The sequence below is a fragment of the Verrucomicrobiales bacterium genome (genome assembly GCA_016793885.1).
Taxonomy (GTDB): Bacteria; Verrucomicrobiota; Verrucomicrobiia; order Limisphaerales; family UBA11320; genus UBA11320.
Genome location: JAEUHE010000128.1, coordinates 1 through 21,027, shown reverse-complemented (window position 1 = coordinate 21,027; position 21,027 = coordinate 1). Strand labels below are relative to the sequence as shown.

At 59.6% G+C, this 21,027-nt stretch carries 13 protein-coding genes; 7 read left to right on the top strand and 6 right to left on the bottom strand.

Annotation, left to right across the window (positions count from 1 at the left end; genetic code table 11):
• Positions 1-89 precede the first annotated feature (89 nt).
• On the top strand, positions 90-434 hold the full coding sequence (locus JNN07_14465) for a hypothetical protein (protein MBL9168940.1): 345 nt from the start codon (positions 90-92) through the stop codon (positions 432-434).
• Positions 435-777: 343 nt separating this feature from the next.
• On the opposite strand, the gene JNN07_14460 is transcribed toward JNN07_14465, so the two are convergent.
• The 4 genes from JNN07_14460 to JNN07_14445 form a co-directional block, all read right to left on the bottom strand.
• Entirely contained in the window at positions 778-2,028 is a 1,251-nt protein-coding gene (locus JNN07_14460; GenBank protein ID MBL9168939.1) for an endonuclease/exonuclease/phosphatase family protein, read from the bottom strand.
• A 24-nt stretch (positions 2,029-2,052) separates the two neighbouring features.
• Positions 2,053-3,972, bottom strand: a complete 1,920-nt coding sequence (locus JNN07_14455; GenBank protein ID MBL9168938.1) for a hypothetical protein — start codon at positions 3,970-3,972, stop codon at positions 2,053-2,055.
• 180 nt (positions 3,973-4,152) lie between these two features.
• Positions 4,153-6,057 (bottom strand): protein kinase, encoded by a 1,905-nt coding sequence (locus JNN07_14450; GenBank protein MBL9168937.1) that lies wholly within the window; start codon positions 6,055-6,057, stop codon positions 4,153-4,155.
• A gap of 50 nt (positions 6,058-6,107) precedes the next feature.
• Positions 6,108-6,866: a sigma-70 family RNA polymerase sigma factor gene (locus JNN07_14445; GenBank protein MBL9168936.1), complete on the bottom strand. Its 759-nt coding sequence runs from the start codon at positions 6,864-6,866 to the stop codon at positions 6,108-6,110.
• A gap of 220 nt (positions 6,867-7,086) precedes the next feature.
• Here JNN07_14445 and JNN07_14440 point away from each other — a divergent pair, with 220 nt between their 5' ends.
• The 4 genes from JNN07_14440 (at position 7,087) to JNN07_14425 (ending at position 15,107) form a co-directional block, all read left to right on the top strand.
• A complete protein-coding gene (locus JNN07_14440; protein ID MBL9168935.1) occupies positions 7,087-7,833 on the top strand; it encodes a sigma-70 family RNA polymerase sigma factor in 747 nt (248 codons plus the stop codon).
• A gap of 37 nt (positions 7,834-7,870) precedes the next feature.
• Positions 7,871-9,841 (top strand): protein kinase, encoded by a 1,971-nt coding sequence (locus tag JNN07_14435; GenBank protein ID MBL9168934.1) that lies wholly within the window; start codon positions 7,871-7,873, stop codon positions 9,839-9,841.
• 226 nt (positions 9,842-10,067) lie between these two features.
• Complete coding sequence (locus JNN07_14430) at positions 10,068-13,793, top strand: neutral/alkaline non-lysosomal ceramidase N-terminal domain-containing protein (protein MBL9168933.1); 3,726 nt, start codon at positions 10,068-10,070, stop codon at positions 13,791-13,793.
• A 45-nt stretch (positions 13,794-13,838) separates the two neighbouring features.
• The gene (locus JNN07_14425; protein ID MBL9168932.1) at positions 13,839-15,107 is read left to right on the top strand and encodes a thioredoxin domain-containing protein; all 1,269 of its coding nucleotides are present in this window, start codon (positions 13,839-13,841) and stop codon (positions 15,105-15,107) included.
• Between the two features lie 126 nt (positions 15,108-15,233).
• On the opposite strand, the gene JNN07_14420 is transcribed toward JNN07_14425, so the two are convergent.
• Positions 15,234-16,328: an NADH:flavin oxidoreductase/NADH oxidase gene (locus JNN07_14420; GenBank protein ID MBL9168931.1), complete on the bottom strand. Its 1,095-nt coding sequence runs from the start codon at positions 16,326-16,328 to the stop codon at positions 15,234-15,236.
• A 543-nt stretch (positions 16,329-16,871) separates the two neighbouring features.
• Here JNN07_14420 and JNN07_14415 point away from each other — a divergent pair.
• Together JNN07_14415 and JNN07_14410 are read left to right on the top strand one after the other, a co-directional pair.
• On the top strand, positions 16,872-18,227 hold the full coding sequence (locus JNN07_14415) for a Gfo/Idh/MocA family oxidoreductase (GenBank protein MBL9168930.1): 1,356 nt from the start codon (positions 16,872-16,874) through the stop codon (positions 18,225-18,227).
• A gap of 4 nt (positions 18,228-18,231) precedes the next feature.
• Positions 18,232-19,137, top strand: a complete 906-nt coding sequence (locus JNN07_14410; GenBank protein ID MBL9168929.1) for a hypothetical protein — start codon at positions 18,232-18,234, stop codon at positions 19,135-19,137.
• Positions 19,138-19,310: 173 nt separating this feature from the next.
• Here the strand turns inward: JNN07_14410 and JNN07_14405 are convergent, their stop codons facing one another.
• Positions 19,311-20,303, bottom strand: a complete 993-nt coding sequence (locus JNN07_14405; protein MBL9168928.1) for a CotH kinase family protein — start codon at positions 20,301-20,303, stop codon at positions 19,311-19,313.
• Positions 20,304-21,027: the final 724 nt, after the last annotated feature.

Genomic DNA, 21,027 nt, shown 5'->3' with positions numbered 1-21,027 from the left:
CTCAGCCCTCCTACTATGGTTTTGTGCGCCCTGCCTCAGCAGCGGAGAGGGAGGTAGGGTTTCAACAAACGATCTGAACCTATTGAATTATGCAGAAGAACATCATCAAGCCCGGTGAGCTGATCCACGTGATTCACCGGTTCGAGCGGGATATGAAGCGGCACTTCGTTGGTGAAGTGGAGTGTGTCAAGGACTGCGTCGTTCGTGCCTCCGGTTACGCGTTTGTGGTGGATGATCCGCGTACCCACGAGTTCGTCAAACGCCCGGATAGAAGGGTTCGGTTGATTTCCCTGACCGACGGCGAGCTGATCATCAACGTGCTTCCACCCAGCGTGCGATTGGAGGATGTCCGCTATGCGGAGCAGGATCATCGTCTTTATGTCACCGACGGGCGCGAATGGAGGATGGATCTGAAAGAATTCGGGTGGAACTGAGGGAGAGGAATCACCCGCTGCGCTCGGGGGCTGGGGAATCGTCCGACACGGACGACGTTACATTGTAGTGTGGGCTGTGTCGGCCCATCGAGGGCGTGGGAGGGGGCGTCCGAATGCATCACACAAAGCCACGAAGCCACGAAGGAAAGAGAGCCGAAATTTAAACCGCAATGGACTTACGCGAAGGACGGAATGTGGGACCCGGGGTGAGATCTCCACTCCGAATTTAATTCGATGGGCTTCGATCAACTTTGTCCTTCTCCGGTATCGGACATCGCGTCCTTTGCGTCCATCGCGGTTCAATAGTCTCTCTTGGTTCTGATCGGTAATCCTTAGCTCTCTCTCACTTGCCAAGAATCGATGGTCCTCCAACCGAGGTCAGCGTGATCGGCCCGCGCGTGGGCTTCAGAAGAATAGCCTGGCTGGTGGAGGTATTCCGCAAGATGACCTTACCGCTCTCCTTCACCGCCTGAGCCGCTTCTTCCACGGTATTGAATGGAAAGGGTTCCGTGCCTAGCTCGCAGATGAGGTCCGGCAAGCGAAAATCGACGTAGGTTTCCGGCAAGAGCGAATGGAAATCGAGCTCCACGGCATAATGATCCGAGGGATAGCACGTATCTGCGCCGCATCCACCCGCGTAGGTTTCACGTCGGATCGCGGCTGTATACGGCGCGAAATCCCCAGAACTGTGCAACACGTGGTCGATGCGTTCACCGCCGCTGCCCCCGGCGAACCCATGCGACGTGTCTTCCTCGCCATCCGAGACGGGAATGACGGCACGATAACTATTCACCAAGGGCAATTCTTGAGGTGATACGACCCTCGGTGAAAGAGAACAACTTCCCCTGGGGGGGTTGACTCGCGTTCCCAATAAGAACTCAAACGGGGCTTCGGTTTCTGTGCAATTGAAGTCTCCCAGCAGCAGCACCGGTGATCCTTGGGCCAAGGCATGAACCCGCTCCCGGACCACGGCAGCCGAATAATTTCGAGCCTCGGCGTTCAATGGCCAGTGCCCGTTAAAGACATAGAAGATTGTTCCCATGGTATTGTCTTTCAGACGAACCCAGGAGGTGATCCGATAATTCCCGGTCTCCAACGGATGATGGGATTGCTGGTCCGGAGTGCAGCTCAACCAAAACGTCCCGGCGTTCAGGCGGGTGAAACGGGCTGAGCGGTAAAAGATGGCACAATGCTCACCGTCGCCCCGATCGAGTGCATAAGAATCATGATCTGGAAACCAACTGGCCACATCCTGGAGCTGGGATGATCTTAAACCCAAGGATGGAAGCGGGTTCCTGACCTCCTGCAATCCGAAAATGTCAGGCTGGTAGGCTTGCATGTAGGCCTTGGCCACCTCGCGTCGGCCTTTGGTGAAGTCGCTCTTAAACCAGTTGTTTTCGCAGTCGGAAATGCAGGGAGCCCACCCATCGTCGAAGCGCAGGTTGAAGGTCCATAGTTTGAAGGAGTTGCAGTCTATCCCACCCGCCGGCAGAGGAAGAAGGGGGCCCGTCAATCCCATCAACAGACTTAGGCACGCCGCCAGCGTGCTCAGCGGAGAGGGCTTGCGGATCTGAAGATTTGGAGTCGCTTTCATAGGGAGTTACTCATAGGTGGAAAGTCATTGCAGACTCACCAGGACCAAGACCAGGCCCTTCCCTTTGGCGAGTGGAGTCATGGCCTTGCCGATCACGGCTCCGAACGCCCGATCCCGGTCCGCGGCCTTCATGGCATGGCCTGGTTCGGTCGCGGAGGTGAGCATATCCCCTGGGACGATCGCACCTCCCGCATCCGCGTCGCTGTAGCACCAGGCCCGTCCGCTCAGGGCCACCGGATGACGTCCGGTCGCCACAGTGCCGTTCTGCTGAAGCATGAGCCCCGGCTGAATTCCGTTCGCACCGCTGATGATTCCGGCGACCGTCGGATCGTAGGCCCGGTTGCTGATTCGCAATTCACCTGGTTTGGCTGGATCGATGGCGACGATCATTCCTGGCTCGATGGGGTGGGCCCCTTGAATTTCGAAGGGCTCGGCAATATCCGCACCCCCATTGATTTGGATATAGTCACAGGTCACTTTTCCTTTGCCTTGGCTGTCGATGGCCAGGCTGATCTGGGGGGTGCCGGAGGTGTCCTGAACAGTCACGGCGCCGGACACGGTAACGTTTCCGCTCACCTGGAGCTTTTCCTTGGGATCGGATGTTCCGATCCCCACGTTGCCACTGTTCTTGAGAACGAACTGGTCACTCGTAACTCCCTTGGCGGAGAGATAGACATCGGCAGCAGTGGTGTAGAGCCCGACGTCATTTTGGCCAATATAGGCCCGCTTCACACCATGGCCCGCGTTGCCGAAATGGATCGCGCCCCCTTCATTGGCGGTGGTCCCCACCGTGACGACGGGAGCTGCGCTCCGAACCTCCAGACTACCCCCGACTACCCGCTGGTTGCCGTTGAAGGTGTTACCTCCGTCGAGCTTGGCCACGCCCAACAATCCACGTCCATCACCGATAAAGCTGTTCGCGACCACCCCGTTGGTGACGTTGAGGCTATTGACGTTCGCGTTGCCCGCCACGAACTGATGGGCGTTGGCAATGAGATCTCCCCCCACCGATATCTGTCCATTCGGCACACTCAAGCTGCCGCTGTGGATTCGTTGGTTGCCAATGAATGTGTTTCCACCCTCGAGACGCGCGAGGCTGGCAGGAATCTGAGCGTCCGACACGACACCCGTCACACTGGACATCGGGATCCCAGTCAAACCGCGACCATCTCCCGAAAACAGGGTGGCCCTGAGAGTGCCCACCACGTCCAACGCAGTGGCCGGGTCCGAGGTTCCAATTCCCACATGACCGTTGGTATTGATCATCAGGGGACTGCCACCGTCATTCACGTAGAAGAAGAGGGGATCGACACTCGCTGTGCCGAAATAGCAACCACTGGCATCAATGTAGGTGGCGAGGCGTCGCGTGCCATCGGTGTGTTCGATACCGTAGGTCGTTTCGAGCACGGAGAGTTTGCTGTTGGGTGTCGTGGTGCCGATTCCCACGCGGCCACCGGAGAGGATCTGGTTGCCGTGGAACGTGTTACCGACATCCAGTCGAGCGACATGGGCAGGGAGGCTGGAATCAGGGAGTAACCCGATGAGTCCCGAAGCTGAAGCGGAGGTCGCGAAGAGGGCATAGGGCGTTGCGGTCAGCGGAGTGCGCGGTCGTAGCGGGGTGAAGACGCCCACGCTGGCCGCTGGCCGCACGGCGATCTCCAGCCAACGAGGATTGCCATCGAACGCACCCCCGCCAAAGTCTAGCGTGACGTTGAGGAGACCGTTGGAGATGGCGAGGTCGTTGACCACGTTGGTCGTCCCTACCGCCTGGCCATCGTTCAGTCCGTCATAGAGCACGAAGGTCAGATCCACTCTCCCATTCAAAGCTGCCCCCCCTTCCTGGAGCAAACCTTGGTAGGTAAACGCAGTGCCTTGAGCAAAGGTCGGGGTAGCGACGCCACCACACAGGGCTAGACAGACCAAAATAAACTGAGGGATTTTCATAGGTTACAAACGAGGGCATTGGCCTTCACTTGGTTCTTTCGCAGGATTCCTCAAGTTGTTTCACCTCTATCTTCGGATAGTCCCAAAAAGGGGAATGGAGGCATTTACCCTGGGGCCGGCACCTAAACCTAAAACTGTGAACGGATTAACCACGGATTACACCGATGGCACGGATGTGGGTCACCTGGCAATCTTGCAGCGGGGAAGCGCGCGCTTGAACTCTGCGATACCCTCCGCCGTCACGCGGGTTCTGGGGAGGGCGATGTTCTCCAGTTGGCTGAGGCTGGCGAGTCGGGCCAAACCTCGGTCATCGATTCGGGTCGCGGAGAGATGTAAGTCGACCAGGTTGGTCAGAGTTGCGATAGCACCCGCTGCTTGGTTGCCAATGGGGGCATTGACCAATTCCAGCTTTCTCAGCCGCGGCATCTCGGGGAGCACATCCACGAAATCCTCTTCGGAAAGGTTTTGGCAATACCCCACGCTCAATTCGAGAAGTCCGGGTGCGGTGGAGAGGGCGCGGAGCCCTTCGGCAGTGATACCCGTTCCTTCCAGCCTCGCGGTGCGCAGCCGTGGACAGGTGCTGAGTATGCGAATCGTCTCGTCGTCCAATGAAGCGTTGAGAAAGTCCACATGTCGCACCGTCTTAAGCCAGGCCGCCTTGGCAAAATCGCGCCCCGTCAGTTTGGGTGCATGGCTGATGCACAGGAATTCCAGGTGCTTCAGTTCCGCCAGAAACGGCAAGACCTGGTCCGTCACCCGGTCGGAACCGGAAATGGTGACCGATCGAAGCTCTGGGTTGTGGGCTAGAAATGTCAACGAACCGTCGGTAACCCCTGGCAACCGCAGGTAGGCATGTCGAAGCGTCTTGATCGCGCGCAGTACTTTGAAATCTTTCTCCGGCGGTGGCGGTTCCGCCACCGACCTCCAACGATCAAACACCAGGCGCTGAATCTGGAAGTCATCGGCCGGAATTTCTGCCTCGTCGCTCACCGTGAACTCCTGCCCCTGACTGACCACCGTCACTTCGGCGCCTTCCCGCACCAGCCAGAACGCGGCATCGTGTAGGGTTGGCTCGCTACGGGCGGGTGGGGCATTCGTCGATGTGTTGCTCGTCCTATTCGTGGCTTCTTTGGCTGGTTGATTGATGAGCAGGAGCACGACGACGACGACGAGCAGCGTGGGGAGGATGAAGGCGGCCAGCCAGATCGGTCTCCGACTGGTTGGAACGGGATTTGATGGGCGAGCTTCCTCGGCTGCAGGTGGCAACTGTCTCACTGGGGTCGGCGGAGGCTCGGCAATCCGTGGTTCCGTTTCAATCTGGTGGAGGTCTCGTTGCAACTCGAGGCACGACTGGTAGCGCATCTCGCGTTCGGGCTGCATGGCGCGATCCAGGATGGCATCGAAGCGTGGATCGGTTCCCACTTTGACGCTGGGCATCCTCCATAGGCCACGCGGGACTTCACCCGTCAGCATTTGGTAGAGGGTCACGCCGATCGAGTAGAGATCTGCACGGCGGTCGAGTTGTATACCAGGCGTCCATGCTTCGGGCGCGAGGAACTCCGGAGTGCCAATGGCGACATTGGTTTTGGTCAATCCCAGGAGGGTTTCATCGTGGTGCTTGGCGAGGCCAAAATCCGCGATCTTCACCCGGCCTTGGCGAGTGATCAGCAGGTTGGCCGGTTTGAGATCCCGGTGAACAATGCCGTTTTGGTGTGCGTACTCCATCGCTTCGCAAACCTGCTTCAGCATCTCCAGGGCGTCTGCAGGCGGAAGCTTCCCCTTCGCTTGAACCATGCGGGCGACATCGGTGCCGTCGACATACTCCATGACGATATACAGGAGATCGTGAGTCTCCCCGGAATCAAACACGCTCACGATGCCGGGATGACTTAATTTCGCGAGGGTGGTGGCTTCGAGCCGGAACCGCGCGGCGAAGTCGGACTCCGAATTTCCGATCAGATCAGCCGGCAAAATCTTGATGGCAACCAGGCGGTTGAGTGACAATTGCCTGGCCTGGTAAACAACTCCCATGCCCCCGCGTCCGATGAGCGACAAGAACTCAAAGGCAGGGAGCCAGGACTGCATCTCCCTCAGCGAAGGAGGTTGCCAGGCCCCTTGAGGTGGGAGGCCTCCTTTCATTGCCTGAGGATGGACCGGATCCAGTCCAACTCACCGTCGACTTCGCTGTGGGAACCGACGGTTCGTGCCACCTCCTGGCGCAGCAGGTCATAGAACTTGCTGCGCAAACGGAACACCAGCAAGCGCACGGCAGTTTCGCTCGACTCCAGCCGTTGAGCCACTTCGCGATAGGACGGCGGCGCGTCATCCAGGATGAGGAACGGCAGCAGCGCCTCGAACACGCCAGTGCGCCCGGTTTCCACAAAGGTTTCGCGTAATTGGGCGCGCACTCCCTCAAGCAACAAATAAGCCCAGGTGCGGGTGAACAGCCAAGCAGGATCCCGATGATCCAATGGTTCGAGGGCGTATCGCTCCTCGGCGTGCAAGGCATCGAAGGCAATGGTCTGTTGGCCTGCTCCACGCTTCAGCGCTCTCTGCCGGCGGTTCTGATCGACCAGGTATCGGTTCAACGAGGAGAGAAGGAATGTCCTCAGCTTGCCCTGGTCCGCCTGGGCTGCCGCAAAGGTCTCATCCTCGAGCAGCTTTACAAAGAAGCCCTGGGTGAGGTCCTCGGAATCGTGCGGGGCAAACCCACGTCGGCGAAGGAAGGCGTAGATCGGATACCAATAGAGCCCGCACAATTCCTCCAGAGCGGCACGGCGCACCTCGGCGCCTTCGTGCACGCGCATCACCAGCGTCCAGTCGGTGGTCGGAAAATTCGGACGCACGTCGGGGATGCTCCCCAGGTTCTCGTCATTGGAAGGTGATGGACACATTACAAGTGGTGTCAGTCTGGCACATCGTGGGCTGGAATAGAAGCATCTTCGGAGGTGGAGTGGTCGGCTAGTTCCTAGCGCGCGGCGGCGTTCTGGAGGAGCGGGAATCCCCCTCCGGGGGCGTCGAAAAGCTGTAGAGGGCTACAGCACTCCATATGGCTTTGGGGCACCCCGTCCTCAAGCTTGCAAAGTCGGAAGTGCTGCGTAGTATGTGCCCTGAATGAGGGATTCGGCTCAGGGTGTGATGTGCAGCTCGCAGGCCACGTTTGTGACCACGCGTTGGACGACGGTGTCCCGCGCGGGAGGGTCATCGGACGATTCGGAAGCCGCCCTCGCTCAGCTGTGCCAGGATTACTGGTATCCGCTCTACGCCTTTGCCCGGAGGCGCGGCCTCACGATGCATGACGCCCAGGATGCCACGCAGGCGTTCTTTGTCAGGCTCATCGAGGATGGCATGCTGAAGCAGGCCCGGGCCGAGCGCGGGAAGTTCCGCACCTTTCTCCTCGCCTCCATGCAGAATTTTCTCACCAACGCCCATCGCGCACAGCAACGCCTGAAGCGGGGCGGCGGAACCCACTGGGTTGAACTGGATGCTCTCGATGCCGAAGCCCGCTTTGCTCTGGAGCCCACGGATCCCCTGACCCCGGAAGCCCAGTTCGAACGCAGTTGGGGCTTCGCCCTGATCGAGCAGGTGTTTCGTCGGTTGGGCAGCGAGTATGAGAAGGCTGGGCGCACGTCGTTGTTCGAACAGATCAGGCCCTTTCTGGCTGCAGATTCGGCCCGGCCTGGTTATCCGGCTTTGGCACAACAACTGGGCATGAGCGTCAGTGCGGTCGGTGTGATGATCCATCGAATGCGTCAGCGTTATGGCGAATTGCTCCGGGAGGAAATCCTGGCCACTGTGGGAACGACTGAGGAGCTGGATGGTGAACTCAAGCACCTGATGGATGTGGTGGCCTCCAGCTAACTGCTCTGCCGATTCATTGCGGGTTCGCACCCATCGAATGTCGAGGACTCCAAATCGCGGGACAAGTTGTCCTCAGTGCGGCGCGGTCATCGCGTCGGACGCACCGTTCGGACAATGCCCGCGTTGTCTGCTCGCCCTGGGACGGTTGACCGGACGGTCCTGGCCGGCTGCGCAGGAAGCGATGGTTGCCGGGCAGGGTCGTCGCTTTGGCGATTATGAGCTGATGGAGGAGGTGGCGCGCGGCGGGATGGGGGTCGTGTTTCGCGCCCACCAAGTGAGCCTCTGCCGCGAGGTTGCCCTCAAGATGATTCTCTCGGGAGAGCTGGCATCCACCGAATTAGTGCAGCGGTTTCGCAATGAAGCCATGGCGGCCGCTCGCCTCGAGCATCCCCACATCGTGCCCGTCTACGAGATTGGGGAGCATGACAACCAGCATTATTTCACCATGCGCCTGATTCCGGGAGGGCGGAACATTGCGGCGTGGGAAAAGGATCTGAATCTTCCGCCCAAGGAACGCGCCCGGCGCGTCGTTCAGCTCCTGGTCAAAGTGGCGCGAGCCGTCAGCTTCGCCCATCAGCATGGGGTGCTGCATCGCGATCTCAAACCATCGAACATCCTCGTCGACGGACATGATGAACCCTGCGTGGTTGACTTCGGCATCTCGCGACGGCTCGAACTCGATGCTGAGCTGACGTGGACGGGGCAGATGGTTGGCACCCCGCGCTACATGGCACCGGAGCATGTCGGAGGCTCGCGTCGAGGGCTATCCACCGCCTCTGACATCTACAGCCTAGGGGCCATCCTTTATGAGCTGCTGACGGGTAGGAAAGTCTTTGATGGAAATGACATGCTGACCTTGCTCCGACAGGTCACCGAGTCCCCTCCCGCTCCGCTGCTGCTCGGTGAACGCGGCCTTGAACGCATCGTTCTGTGCTGTTTACGCAAATCGCCGGAAGATCGCTATGCCAGCGCTGCTGACCTTGCGGATGACCTTGAGCGTTGGCTCCGACTCGAACCCGTCCTCGCCGCCCCCGGCACTTCCAGCCCCGACCAGGCACTCTGGGTGTTTCGGCATCCGCGCACGTCGGTTCTCGCCGTGGTGTCGATCGCGGTGGTCGCTTCCCTGATTCTGTTCGCTCTCAGTCGGGACGAACCGAAGTCGGAACTGCCCGCTTCTCCCATCGCGAGCGTCGGCCGCAGCCAGGAGGCGCAGCGGTTGGCCCGTCGTGCCTTGGAGTGGTTTCACGACGTCAACGGCCCGCTTGGATACATCAAGCTGTCCGACCCGGCGGGGCGACTCACCCGCGTGGATGCCGGAAAGCCGCTACCGCCGGGCGATCTCGAGGTTCGGGAGCTGTGGCTGGATCACTGGATACCGGCCGACGAAGCCAAAGTTAAGCTTCCTGCGATCACAGCTGCAGAGTTCCGAACCCATGCTGCGACGTTGACCAAGCTCCGGTTATGTTTCCTTCGCGATCTCAACTTGATCGCCGATGATTTTACGTTCCTGGCTCAGAATCCTGATCTGGGCTCTCTGACCATTGAGAATTGCCAAGGCGGTGGGGATCGCCTGTTTGCCATCATTGCCCCCCTGGAGAGACTCCGAATGCTCACGCTGGATAATAGCGAACAGCCCAACGACCCACTGAAGGGGAGTAACCTCCACATGCTCCGGTGCCTTCCCACCTTGGAGGCCGTTCTGTTCATGCATTGCAGCTTCGACGACGCCGGGGTCAGCGCTTTGGTCGAGCAGTGTCCAAACATCCGCCGGATTGGACTCGCCAAAACACGCATCACCGACGCCAGCCTGCGGAAACTCAGCCGGCATGCGCTCCAGGAGCTTGGACTCGATGGCAATCCTGCCATTACTGACGCGGGTTTGGCGGAGTTATCGAAGATTCCTGCTTTGAAGCATCTCAGCGTGTACGAATGTAGCAACCTGACCCAAGCTGGCATCGCGGCCTTTCGGAAAGCCCATCCCGAGTGCAACTTGGGATGGGAACCGTGAGACATCTGAAGGGCTCCGTCTGGCCAAGTCCCTGGTTTCCAGACGCTTTCTCCGACTAATTCCCATGGCTGAGACATGACGCTGGATCATTTGCCCGCCGATGAGCAGGGACGCCCGTCCGCTGTAAAGAACTCCGAAAAACGGTTTAGAATCGTATGGACATACCCTGGCTTGATGCGGTGTGCCACCCAGTGCAGTCGTGCCGAACTCAGTTCCAATATTGCTCATGAAGCCCAATGTTCCCTTTCTCCCCGTTTTCCTGTGCCTGGCTTCGATGGTAGCAGCCGTAGCGCTCACGACTCCCGCTGGTGCTCAACCCGCTTTCCGGATCCTGAATTTGCAGCCTTCGGGGGGGAAAGTCCTGATCGACCATGAGTCGTCCCCGGCCTTTTATCATGTGCTGCGTCGTTTGAACTTGGAGACCGGGGCGGAGACACCCGTGGACATGGCTCCTGGCACCCAGAACATTGGACGTCTCCAAGATCCGAATCCCTCGCCGCGGACCGGTTATTATCGCGTCACCCGGGTGCGAGCGGCGGATCCTTTGGACGCTGACAACGACGGCATCGACGACCTCTACGAGTTCAATCATCCGCCTCTGTCGGCATTTGACGCCTCGGACGCTGTCCAAATTTCGCCCTCCAGCGGCCGGACCCGACTGGAGGATTACCTGCGTGATGAATCGAATCTCGGGCTCTATCCCTACCTGGTCGGGCGCGGTATGCACGACATTACGGGACCGGCGGCAGATGGGGGCATGATGGGCTACGCGTCGGGCGATCAACGATCCGCCGGTATTCACGATCGCCAGTGGGCGCGGGCATTCATTGCCGGCGGACGCGGCGCGAGCGACAAGCGGGTGGTGTTTGTAGTGGTAGACACCGGGCAGGTTTTTCATGCGGTCACTCAAGGGGTTCACGACCGACTCCAGGCCGACGATGAGCTGAAGAACCACTACTCGTTCGCCAACATCGTTCTCAGCGCGACTCATACCCACGGAGGTGCGAGCGGGCATTCCCACCATCCGCTCTACAATTATCCGACGGGCGGCTACGCCTGGCAGACCTATGAGGCCATGGTGCATGGGATCTTTATGGCGATCAAAAAGGCGCACCGCAATCTCGCGCCCGGCAAGATTCTTCTCAACTCCGGACAGTTGCTCAATGCGAATGAAAATCGTGAGCCGGAAAGCTTTAAACAGAACGTCGAAACCTATCACCCGGCGCTCAAGAACCCGTTTGGGTCGGACAATCGGGATACTGAGATGCTGTGTCTTCGTTTCGAGCACTCGAACCGACGTGAGATTGGTATGTTCAACTGGTTCCCCGTGCACGGCGTCTCCTACTCGTTGGAAAACCGGCTTCTAACGGGCGACAACAAGGGGCTCGCGTCGTACCTGTTCGAGCGCGAGAAGGGAACGTTCTATCCGGGTCATGGGCGAGCCGGAGAGTCGTCTGGATTCGTCGCTGGTTTTGCCAATTCCAACGAAGGCGACCTGACTGCTAATCTTTGGACATCCACCAACGCCTGGCCGTCTGGCCTCAGCGCTTGGCCTACCAATAACGAAAACGATCTCCTGCGCGTGACCACCATCGGCTCGCGCCAGTTCAGCAAGGCCATGGAACTCTACAGCGGCTCTGCTGGCAGTCCCAAGAGAGTGTTCGGCGATGTTGACTTCAGGCACATGTATCTGGCCATCACCTCGGTGGTGGTCAACCCACTGAACCTGTACCCTTACAACGTTCCGGGCGTGGGCCTCCCACCGTGTGCTTCGTGTCCTGACCGGGGCCAACCGGCGGTGCCGTGGACCACTTACCGAGGAGCGATGGGTGTGGACTTCCTGGCAGGTACCCGCGATGGGGTTGGCCTGTCAGGAGGCCTCATCGATTTCCTCAAGGAGATCACCGAGGTCTTTAAGCCGCTCGACCCGGTCACCCTCGACTTCGAGGCGCGCCATGTTCCCAAGCATGTCATTATCACGACGGCGACGGATGCCGGTTTTGGCCTCACTTGGACCCCGCAGATCATTCCGATATCGATTCTCCGCATCGGAAGCCTGGCCATCCTCTCGGTGCCGGCGGAATTCACGAGTATGGCTGGATCCCGTCTGCGTAAGACCGTCGAGTCCATCCTGGGACCGGAGACGCACACGATCATCGCGGGTTTGGCGAATGACTATTCCGGATACGTAACCACCTATGAGGAATATGTGCATATCGTGCCCAAGGAAAACGCCTTGCCGGGTCAGAACTACGAGGCGGCCTCCACCCAATTCGGAGCGTTCACGCTAGCGGCTTATCAAACGAAGTTTGCCGAGCTCTCCCAGGCCCTCCTCAACGGAACCCCGACAGCGACCGAGGCCATGCCTCGAACCCAGGCACCGGAGATTCACGGCGTGGTTATCGGAAACCCTCTCATCGCTTCGGATCCCCTGTTCGACCTTCAACCTCTTCCTCAGGCGCGTCCAGCTGAGTATAAGGGCAAGGCGGGATGTCCGGACGGCCAGTTCTTCGATTTGCCTACGGGTGCGTGCTGGAGTTGTCCCCCGGGCTATAATCGAACCGTGTTTGGCATCGACGGGGCGGAGGCGTGCGAAGTGCCCGGCCGTTCTGAATTCACCGGCGCGACGCGACATGGGCCAGCGGGCTGCGGTCCTGGTCAGTTCTTCGACCTCATCACCGGGGCCTGCTGGAGTTGTCCGGACGGCTACAACCGGACGGTCTTTCCCATTGAGGGCAACGCAGCCTGCGAACGTCCGGCGCAGTCGCTCTTCGCACCTGCCGCTCAGCATGGACCGGAGGGCTGCGGTCCTGGTCAGTTTTTCGACCTCCTTGCCGGCGCGTGCTGGAGCTGTCCGGCGGGCTACAATCGGACGATATTCCCGATCGGAGACCCCTGGGCCTGCGAACGTCCAGCCACATCGGAGTTCCTGGCTCCGCTCAGTGCTGCCGGCAGCCTGTTCAATTGTCCGGCCGGCTATGAATATGACATCATTCTGGGACGCTGCTACCGATGTCCGGACGGCAGTGGCAAATTCATTTTCCGGTCATGGGACGATTCTCGCGGTGCTTGCGAACGGGTGATCCCGGCTGCCGGCTCCTTCGCCACACGGCACGGGGAGCTCTGTCCGCCAGGTCAGTTCAGGGATCTGGGATTCTGCTGGAGCTGTCCGGCCGAGTACAACCGCACCATCTTCCGGGTGGACGATCCTCGCGCTTGTGAGCGGGTCATTCCGGCCAGCTTGTCGGCTGGGACTCGTTTTGGGGGACTGTGTCCGGTGGGCCAGTTCCGTGATCTCCTGACCGGTGCCTGCTGGAGTTGTCCTCCAGGTTTCAATCGGACGGTCCTCCCGATTGATTCAGCCTCCGCCTGCGAGGTGGTGATCCCTACCGTTCGGACCCACGCCACTCGATTTGGCAATTTCGCCTGCGCGGATCGCGGTTTGGACTGGTTCCTGGATGTGGGCCGCAACGAGTGCTGGTCCTGCAATGGGTGGATGCGGAATGCGAATCCGGTGGATTCCTTCGAGGCGTGCACGGGACCCGCGGTGGCCTTCGGGGAGTTGGTCTTGGATCCGACGTGGGTGCGCCCGGAGACGGAACGCCGTTACAGGCGGGGCGATCGCATGTCCGTCAGCTTCTGGGGAGGCCATCCCAAGAACGTCTTCGGCACCATTAATAACCGGATGGTTGACGCGCTTCCGAGTTTCTTCGAAGTGCAGCAACTCACCGGTGCTGGCTGGGTGACCCTGCGCACGGATGCCGATTGGGATACTACCTTCCAGTGGGAACGAGTGGGTGTGGCTGCGTCAAAATCGACGGTAAGTTGGGACATTGGTGTGGACACACCGACCGGGACATATCGGGTCTTCCATCAGGGCTTCTCCTTGGACTCGGGCGGGAGCATCACTCCCTACCAGGGCGTTTCTCCCGTCTTTCAGGTGATTCCCTGAGAACGCTCGGAAGCGCGCGCAATGCAATTTTTCCTCCCCACGAAAATGAAACATGTCTGGACCTTAGTCTTCGCCATCGTGTTCCTGACCGCCAACCGCTTAATCGCTCATCCCGGTCACGAGACCAACGCGACACCTGCACTGACGGAAGTAGTCGCTCTCGTCTTTTCTGACTTCCACTCCGCGCCGTGCGCTGAGGTCAATGGACTCCTGGATGCCCTGGCACAATCCCGGCATCTCAGCATTCAGAGGATCTTCAAACATGCCCCATCCAGCACTGAGGCCATCGCGGCGCACGAGGCAGTCCTGGCTGCGGGCGCCCAGGGAAAGTTCCTCGAGATGCATGATCTCCTCTTCAAACAAGCCAAGCCCGCGGGCAGCGTGCTGCTGAGGCTGGCTGAGTCGCTAGGGCTTGACCGAGACCGCTTCGAGACCGCTCTGGACGACCGCCAGTTTCGGAACATGGTGGCCAAGGACATTGCCGAAGCGCGTGGCCTCGGAGTAAAATCGACACCGACTGTCTTCTTGAACGGTGCTCGGTTTGATGGCCTTGATGGTCTCAAGTCGCTGCTGCGTGGCTCCACGCGACCCGCGGCACCCGCCTGGGAATCGCTGCCGGCGGAAAGCCTCAAACTCGATCTTGAGGGCTCCCCATCTTTCGGATCGACGGACGCGCCGGTCACGATCATTGAGTTCACTGATTTTCGATGCGGCTTTTGTCGCATCCATTCCCAAGTACTTTCGGAACTGGTCGCCGCCTATCCCCATCAGATTCGGCGCGTGTTCAAACATTACCCGTTGGAGAGCCAGGGCCCGGGGTTGCTTCCTCATTTGGCATCCATGGTGGCGTCGAGCCAAGGCCGGTTCTGGGAGATGCACCAGGCCATCATGAACGAGGCTCTAGAGCAGGGGCAACCCGACCTTCGCGAGCGGGCCATGGCCGTGGGCATTCTTTCGGACGTGTTCCAGCGAGGTATGGTCGACCCGAAGTTCAAAGCGATGGTCGAGCGAGACGAGGCGGAGGGGGAGTCGCTGGGCATTCGAGCTACCCCGACCACCTTTATCAATGGCCGGCGCTTGGTGGGACGGCAGTCGATCGAGACTCTTAAGGGGTATGTCTCTGAGATCCTGTCATCCAGGAAATCGGATGCGGGCGTGCCAGCTGTTGGAGCCAGCACCAAGCCCGTCGGGAATGACGCCGGACCGATCGGCCCACCTAAGCATCTCGGGACGTTTCCCCTAGAGGAGGCGTCATGTGAACGGGGGCTTGGGGAGAACCGAAGTGCAACGAATGTGGTGAGGGTGATGCCGTAAAGCCTGCGATTGGAGATTCCACACGACTACTCGTGGGATCTCATTCGGCACAGCGTACGCTGCAATTGAGGAAGCTCCGTGGATCGGAGCTTCGGGGTACCCTCTTGCTCTGAGTGCGATGCTGTTTCAACCTCGGTAGCGCTCAAGCCAGTGGGCGTAAGGTGCTGGCAATACCCAAGAAGGTTTCTCAACTCCCAGCTTTTTGGCGGCGGCATACGGCCAATGAGGATCGGCAAGCAGCTGGCGGCCGATCATCACCATGTCCACCGTTCCGCTTCCCACTAGCTCTTCGGCCAATTCCGGGGTGCTGATGTTCCACGAGGTGGCCCCGGGCAATCCTGTCTCCTTCAGGACGCGTCGCGCGATGGGCCCCATCATGGCGGGTCCCCACGGGATCTGGGCCGACGGAGTGGAGAAGCCCATGCTTACATCGAGGAAATCCAGTCCGCGCTGCTGGAGTCCCTTCACCACTTGGATGGAATCCGACAGCGTGGCTTCATCCTTTCCGTCGAACTCGAGGACCCCGAGTCGGGCGCAGAGCGGCAGCCGATCTGGCCACACCCGACGCACGGCTTCCACGGTTTGGTTATGAAAACGGGATCGATTCTCAACGCTTCCCCCATACTCGTCCGGTCGTTGATTCGACCACGTCGAAAGAAAACTTTGGGCCAAGTAACCGTGGGCGAAATGCAGCATGAGGAACTCGATCCCCAGATCGCGAGCGCGCTGAGCTGCGGCGACGAAATCAGCCTGCACGCGTCGGATGTCTGTGGCTGTCATCTCGCGTGGCACGCGGGGCAAGTTCGCTCCGAAAGCCACGGCTGAAGGCGCAATCGGTTGCCAGCTCCTGGGGTCACTTTCCGGGATATGGTCGTCTCCGGCCCAGGGACGGTTCGCGGACGCTTTGCGGCCCGCATGAGCGATTTGAATTCCTGGAATTGCCCCGGCAGCTTTGATCGACGCCACGATCGGAGCCAGCGCCGCCGCCTGTTCGTCATTCCAGAGGCCGAGACATTCGGGACTGATGCGGCCTTCCGGGCTGACGGCAGTCGCTTCGATGACTACCAAACTGGCTCCGCCTCGGGCCAAGCCGGTGTAGTGCCCTTGGTGCCAGGCCTGCGCTACACCGTCGGTGGCGGAATACTGACACATGGGGGACACGGCGATCCGATTGCGGAACGTGAGGCTCTTGAGGTTGTAGGAATTGAATAGTGCTGGCATAGGTCTCAGACTAGGGACTCCTGGAGTGGGAGCTTACCACGTCTGGCACCATACTGGATGGGCGGTGAGCACCATCGCAACAACGAAACCCAGACAAGCTGCGATTGGGCGCGAAGGGACGGCTGAGTGTATCACTCGAAGGCACCCTTCTTCGCCTTGGTGGCTACGCAGGCCAATCGATCACAAAGCTCTCTGAGGGAGGGGACACCGACGATGTTACCCACGGACCACGCAGACTACACGGAGGAAAACTCGGCTTTCATCCCTTCGGGGCCCCACATCGCGTCCTTCGCGTCCATTGCGGTTGAAAAGTCTCTTTTTGCTTGGTCCGGTTTTCTTCGGCTTGGGACCTTCGTGAGCTTAGTGCCTACTGTGAGACATTTGGGCCTGCTGGTCTTGGGGCGCGGGGGAACGTCCGGAGACGGACGTCTCTACAATTGTAGTGTGGGCCGTGTCGGCCCATCGGGGGCGCTCGAAGGGGACGGCGGGGTCTTGCGCTGTTGATTCCCTTCCCTTTGAGAGCAAGTCCAGTATTCTACGGCCATGAAACACCCTGTCACTCGCCGCACCTTCCTGAAGAGCGGCGCTATTGTCACCGTCGGGATGACCGCGCCGAGCTTCACGACGCGCGCCCAGACCAACAAAAACAGCCGGCTGCGCGTCGTTCAGATTGGTGCCGGGGGCGTCGGTGGCATGCAACGGGGCGGACTCAAAGGGCATCCGATGGTCGAGTTCGCCGGCTTCTGTGATGTCGACAGGAACGTTCTGGAGAAGGTGGCTAGTGGTTATCCGGGAGCGTTTAAGGCGGCGGATTACCGGGAAGTCTTTGCCAACCGGGCAGACCAGTTCGATGCCGTGATCGTGGACACCCCTGACTTCCATCATGCGCCGATGATGTTGACGGCGATGCAGCACAACAAACACATCTACGGTCAGAAGCCGCTGGTTCATCAGCTGAGCGAGCTGCGGATGATTCGTGACGGGCTCCAGGCTCGTCCGAACCTAGTGACCCAGATGGGAAATCAGCGGGCTTGCGAGAGGGGACGAATGCAGGCGGTCGAGATTCTGAAGAGCAACCAGCTGGGACGACCCGTCGAAGGGTATGTCTGGACGGGTGGACCTTCCAAACCTGATAGCTTTCCTGAGGCATGGAAGCCCTATCCGCCTGCCAAGCCAGTCCCTGATTACTTGAACTGGGATTTGTGGCTGGGGCCGCTCACGCAGCAGCTCGGATACAATGAGGCGCTCGCTCCGGGCTCCTGGCGCGAATATTGGGAAACCGGTACCGGCCAATTGGGCGACTGGGGCTGTCACTTGCTCGACCTGTTCTATTTCGCCTATGATATGCCGGCTCCCGAATCGGTCCAGACCCACACCATTCGGCCATCCAACACCGGACACTCGGCGCATGACCAGAGCACAATCACGTATCCGGGCGGCGGCAACTTTGCCCGCGAGAAATTTGTCATTCACTACAACGACAACGCTCTGAAGCCCTCCTTTGCGGCACTGGGACTGCCTTTGCCTGACATCCGCTCCAACTACATTCTCGTGGTCTGTGAGGAAGGAGCGCTGTTGGTGGAGGCCGCCGGGGATATGACCATCTTTCGCAAGGGCAAAGAGGTGGAGAACGAACCCAAGCCCGTCGTGGCGCCCCGCAACCATTGGAAAGACTGGGCCGACACCTGCTTGGGGAACAAGAAGCCTCTTTGGACCCCTTTTAGTATCGCGTGGCGGATCACCGAACCGGTCTTGCTGGCGGTCAAGGCGACGCGTTTTCCAGGCCAGGAACTTCACTGGGACTCGGCGAATTTCCGCTTCACCAATCATGAGCAGGCTAATCGGGAGGTGCTGTCGCGCGAGTATCGTGAAGGCTTCGCACCGCCGAAGGTGGGTTAAGCTTATGCTGAAGCACGCGATGCGGGTCCTGCGAGTGGGAGTGCTGTGGTTGGGGATGGTCGGCCGTGCGCTGGGCGAAAGTGAGCCGATCACCGATGTCTATGTTCTCGCGGGACAGTCCAATGCTGAGGGACACAACCATGCCACCACTTACACTCCGGCGCCCTTTCCTGACGTGTGGCGGCGACAGACCAATGTTTTGTTCTGGCCGGGGAGCAACGCCAAGGCGGGGCTGAAGAACACTTGGACAGTGCTGCAGGTGGGTGCGTCGGGCATCAACCCTCATGCCTTTGGTCCTGAAATCACTTTCGGTCACAGCCTGGCCACCGCACAACCGCAGGCTCGCATTGCGATCATTAAGTATGCCGTCGGGGGAACCGGCATCGCTCGAAGCAAAGACTACGACGATTACATCGCTCATCCACAGCTGATCAACTTCAACGACCACGGAAGGAACTGGCATTGGCCTGAGCCCAGCCAACCCGCCGGAAGTCTTTACACTAACCTGCTCGTGAATGTGAGGGACGCCTTGCAGGCTTTGAAGGACCAGGGAACGAGGCATCGTTTGGCAGGCTTTTTATGGATGCAGGGTGAGCACGAGGCGGGCATCAGCCCCAAGATGGCCAAGGACTATCCAGTGCTGCTCGCGGGCCTCATTAAGCATTTGCGAGCGGACTTGGGGCAGCCGGCGCTGCCCTTTGTGATTGGCCAAGTTTCAGACAAGTGGATCTTCCACCCTGTCGTCCAGGCCGCTCAGACCTCGGTGTGCGAACAGGATCCCTACGCCGCGTTGGTGGTTACCCGCGATTTACCGCGGACAACTGGCGATGATGCCCACTATACCGCCAACGGAATGGTCACTTTGGGCGAGCGCTTCGCGGCCAGTATGAGGACGCTCACGCGCCCGTGAGGCTGGGTGTGATTTAGCCCAAATCCAGGAACGGAGTTACCACGGATTTCACGGATGACGCGGATGGGCAAAGATTTGGACGGACGACCCTCATCACTCGAAGAAGGAGTGCGAAGTCCTTCTTAGGAATGTCACAAAGCCTTCTCAATCCGTGTCATCCGAGAAATCCGTGGTTATTCCATTCCCGGGCTTGGGCTTAGGGCCCCCAAACGCTTTTGCAGTCGGCGACGATAGGCGGCCGCCTGCTTGATGTAGGTTTCGGCTTGGGGGTTTCCTTCGATCTCGAGCTCACGTTCGACTTTGGCCGCCACTTGGCGCAGTCGTTTCACCCAGATGTCGGCTCGTAGCGTATTGGTCAACAGCTCCGTCTGACGCGCCCGAAACCGTTGTCGGAACTCGGAGACCTCCATCACCGATTTGGCGACCAGGCCGGACATGGAGGGGACAGCGGCAATGTTTCTGGGCTGGAAGGTCTGGTCCAGACCCTGTGGCAAGAACACCATGCGATTGGCTTCGCGGTCGTGGAAGATGCGAAAGTTATTTCGTCCCAGCGAGTAACCATCCCAGTGCGAGAGGATGACCTCCAAGGCCATGAACGAGAGAAACCGATCGACATCAAGCGTTTGTTCCAGGGCAGTCCTGCGAGCCTTCAAATCCTCCAGCTGAGCCGCTGCGGCCAATGCGGTCAGGCGGGAACGGTCCTTGGGTTCGTCACCCGAGTTGATACGGAGACGTTGATTTACATCCTGCTGAGCATGTCCGTCGTAAACATTTCCGCCCGCGTCTGAGAAATGCCGCTTGAGGAACTGCTTGTTCACCCCTTCCACCAGCACGAAGAGGCCCAGGTTTCTCGCATTGAGCGCTACCAGCGCATGACCGGCGCGGGGTGCCGGGACGCCCGCTGCTTCAAACATCTCGCGACATAGCTTTTCAGCCAGGTAGCTGGAGTCCTGAACCGAGTTGTTGAGGTGGATCTTCTTGAGGCCGTGAAAAGTTTGTCCAGGGGCCAGGCGATCAAAGTTCACCGTGAATGCGGGTCGCTCATCCAGAGGTCGAAAGCTTCCTGGCCCGCCTTTCAGGCGAATCGAGACGTTGGTATACACCCGTGTTCCTTCGACAACTCGACCCGACACATACTTTCGGGGTTTTTGCCGAAGCTGGTCCATCGCGTCCTCCGATAACTCGAGGCGAACTCTGGGAATCTCTCCTTGAACAAAGAGGTCTAGGGCCGGGATGGGCTTGGCCGGTTTTGCTGGGGCAACCTCCTCGGCGGCCTTCGTCGGGCATCGGAAGCCAAAGGTTAATAAAAAACAGATGCAGAACGACGGGAAAGCATGGAGGAGCCGCGGTCTCGTTGAGTCGGCGTTAGGATGATGACAGGCTGGCACGGCTGCTTCAGACGATGGCGACGTGCGGTTGGTAACAAGCTTTTCGATATCCCTGGAGGGGATCCCCGCTCCGCGGGGGGACCAAAGCGGCAGGGGTCTGCCGCACTCCATATCGGCCCGCCGGTCGCGAAGCGTCTTGGAGTGCTGTAGCCCTCTACAGCTTTTCGATATCCCTGGAGGGGATCCCCGCTCCGCGGGGGGGACCAAAGCGGCAGGGGTCTGCCGCACTCCATATCGGCCCGCCGGTCGCGAAGCGTCTTGGAGTGCTGTAGCCCTCTACAGCTTTTCGATATCCCTGGAGGGGATGCCCGCTCCGCGGGGGGGACCAAAGCGGCAGGGGTCTGCCGCACTCCATATCGGCCAGTCGGTCGCGAAGCGTCTTGGAGTGCTGTAGCCCTCTACAGCTTTTCGATATCCCTGGAGGGGATCCCCGCTCCGCGGGGGGGACCAAAGCGGCAGGGGTCTGCCGCACTCCACATCGGCCAATCGGTCGCGAAGCGTC

Excerpts from the sequence above, each read along its gene's own strand:
- JNN07_14420 (MBL9168931.1), bottom strand. The coding sequence starts at position 16,328 with ATGCCAGCACTATTCAATTCCTACAACCTCAAGAGCCTCACGTTCCGC.
- JNN07_14425 (MBL9168932.1), top strand. The coding sequence starts at position 13,839 with ATGAAACATGTCTGGACCTTAGTCTTCGCCATCGTGTTCCTGACCGCC.
- JNN07_14435 (MBL9168934.1), top strand. The coding sequence starts at position 7,871 with ATGTCGAGGACTCCAAATCGCGGGACAAGTTGTCCTCAGTGCGGCGCG.
- JNN07_14445 (MBL9168936.1), bottom strand. The coding sequence starts at position 6,866 with ATGTGTCCATCACCTTCCAATGACGAGAACCTGGGGAGCATCCCCGAC.
- JNN07_14455 (MBL9168938.1), bottom strand. The coding sequence starts at position 3,972 with ATGAAAATCCCTCAGTTTATTTTGGTCTGTCTAGCCCTGTGTGGTGGC.
- JNN07_14415 (MBL9168930.1), top strand. The coding sequence starts at position 16,872 with ATGAAACACCCTGTCACTCGCCGCACCTTCCTGAAGAGCGGCGCTATT.
- JNN07_14405 (MBL9168928.1), bottom strand. The coding sequence starts at position 20,303 with ATGGACCAGCTTCGGCAAAAACCCCGAAAGTATGTGTCGGGTCGAGTT.
- JNN07_14410 (MBL9168929.1), top strand. The coding sequence starts at position 18,232 with ATGCTGAAGCACGCGATGCGGGTCCTGCGAGTGGGAGTGCTGTGGTTG.
- JNN07_14450 (MBL9168937.1), bottom strand. The coding sequence starts at position 6,057 with ATGCAGTCCTGGCTCCCTGCCTTTGAGTTCTTGTCGCTCATCGGACGC.
- JNN07_14465 (MBL9168940.1), top strand. The coding sequence starts at position 90 with ATGCAGAAGAACATCATCAAGCCCGGTGAGCTGATCCACGTGATTCAC.
- JNN07_14460 (MBL9168939.1), bottom strand. The coding sequence starts at position 2,028 with ATGAAAGCGACTCCAAATCTTCAGATCCGCAAGCCCTCTCCGCTGAGC.
- JNN07_14430 (MBL9168933.1), top strand. The coding sequence starts at position 10,068 with ATGAAGCCCAATGTTCCCTTTCTCCCCGTTTTCCTGTGCCTGGCTTCG.
- JNN07_14440 (MBL9168935.1), top strand. The coding sequence starts at position 7,087 with ATGAGGGATTCGGCTCAGGGTGTGATGTGCAGCTCGCAGGCCACGTTT.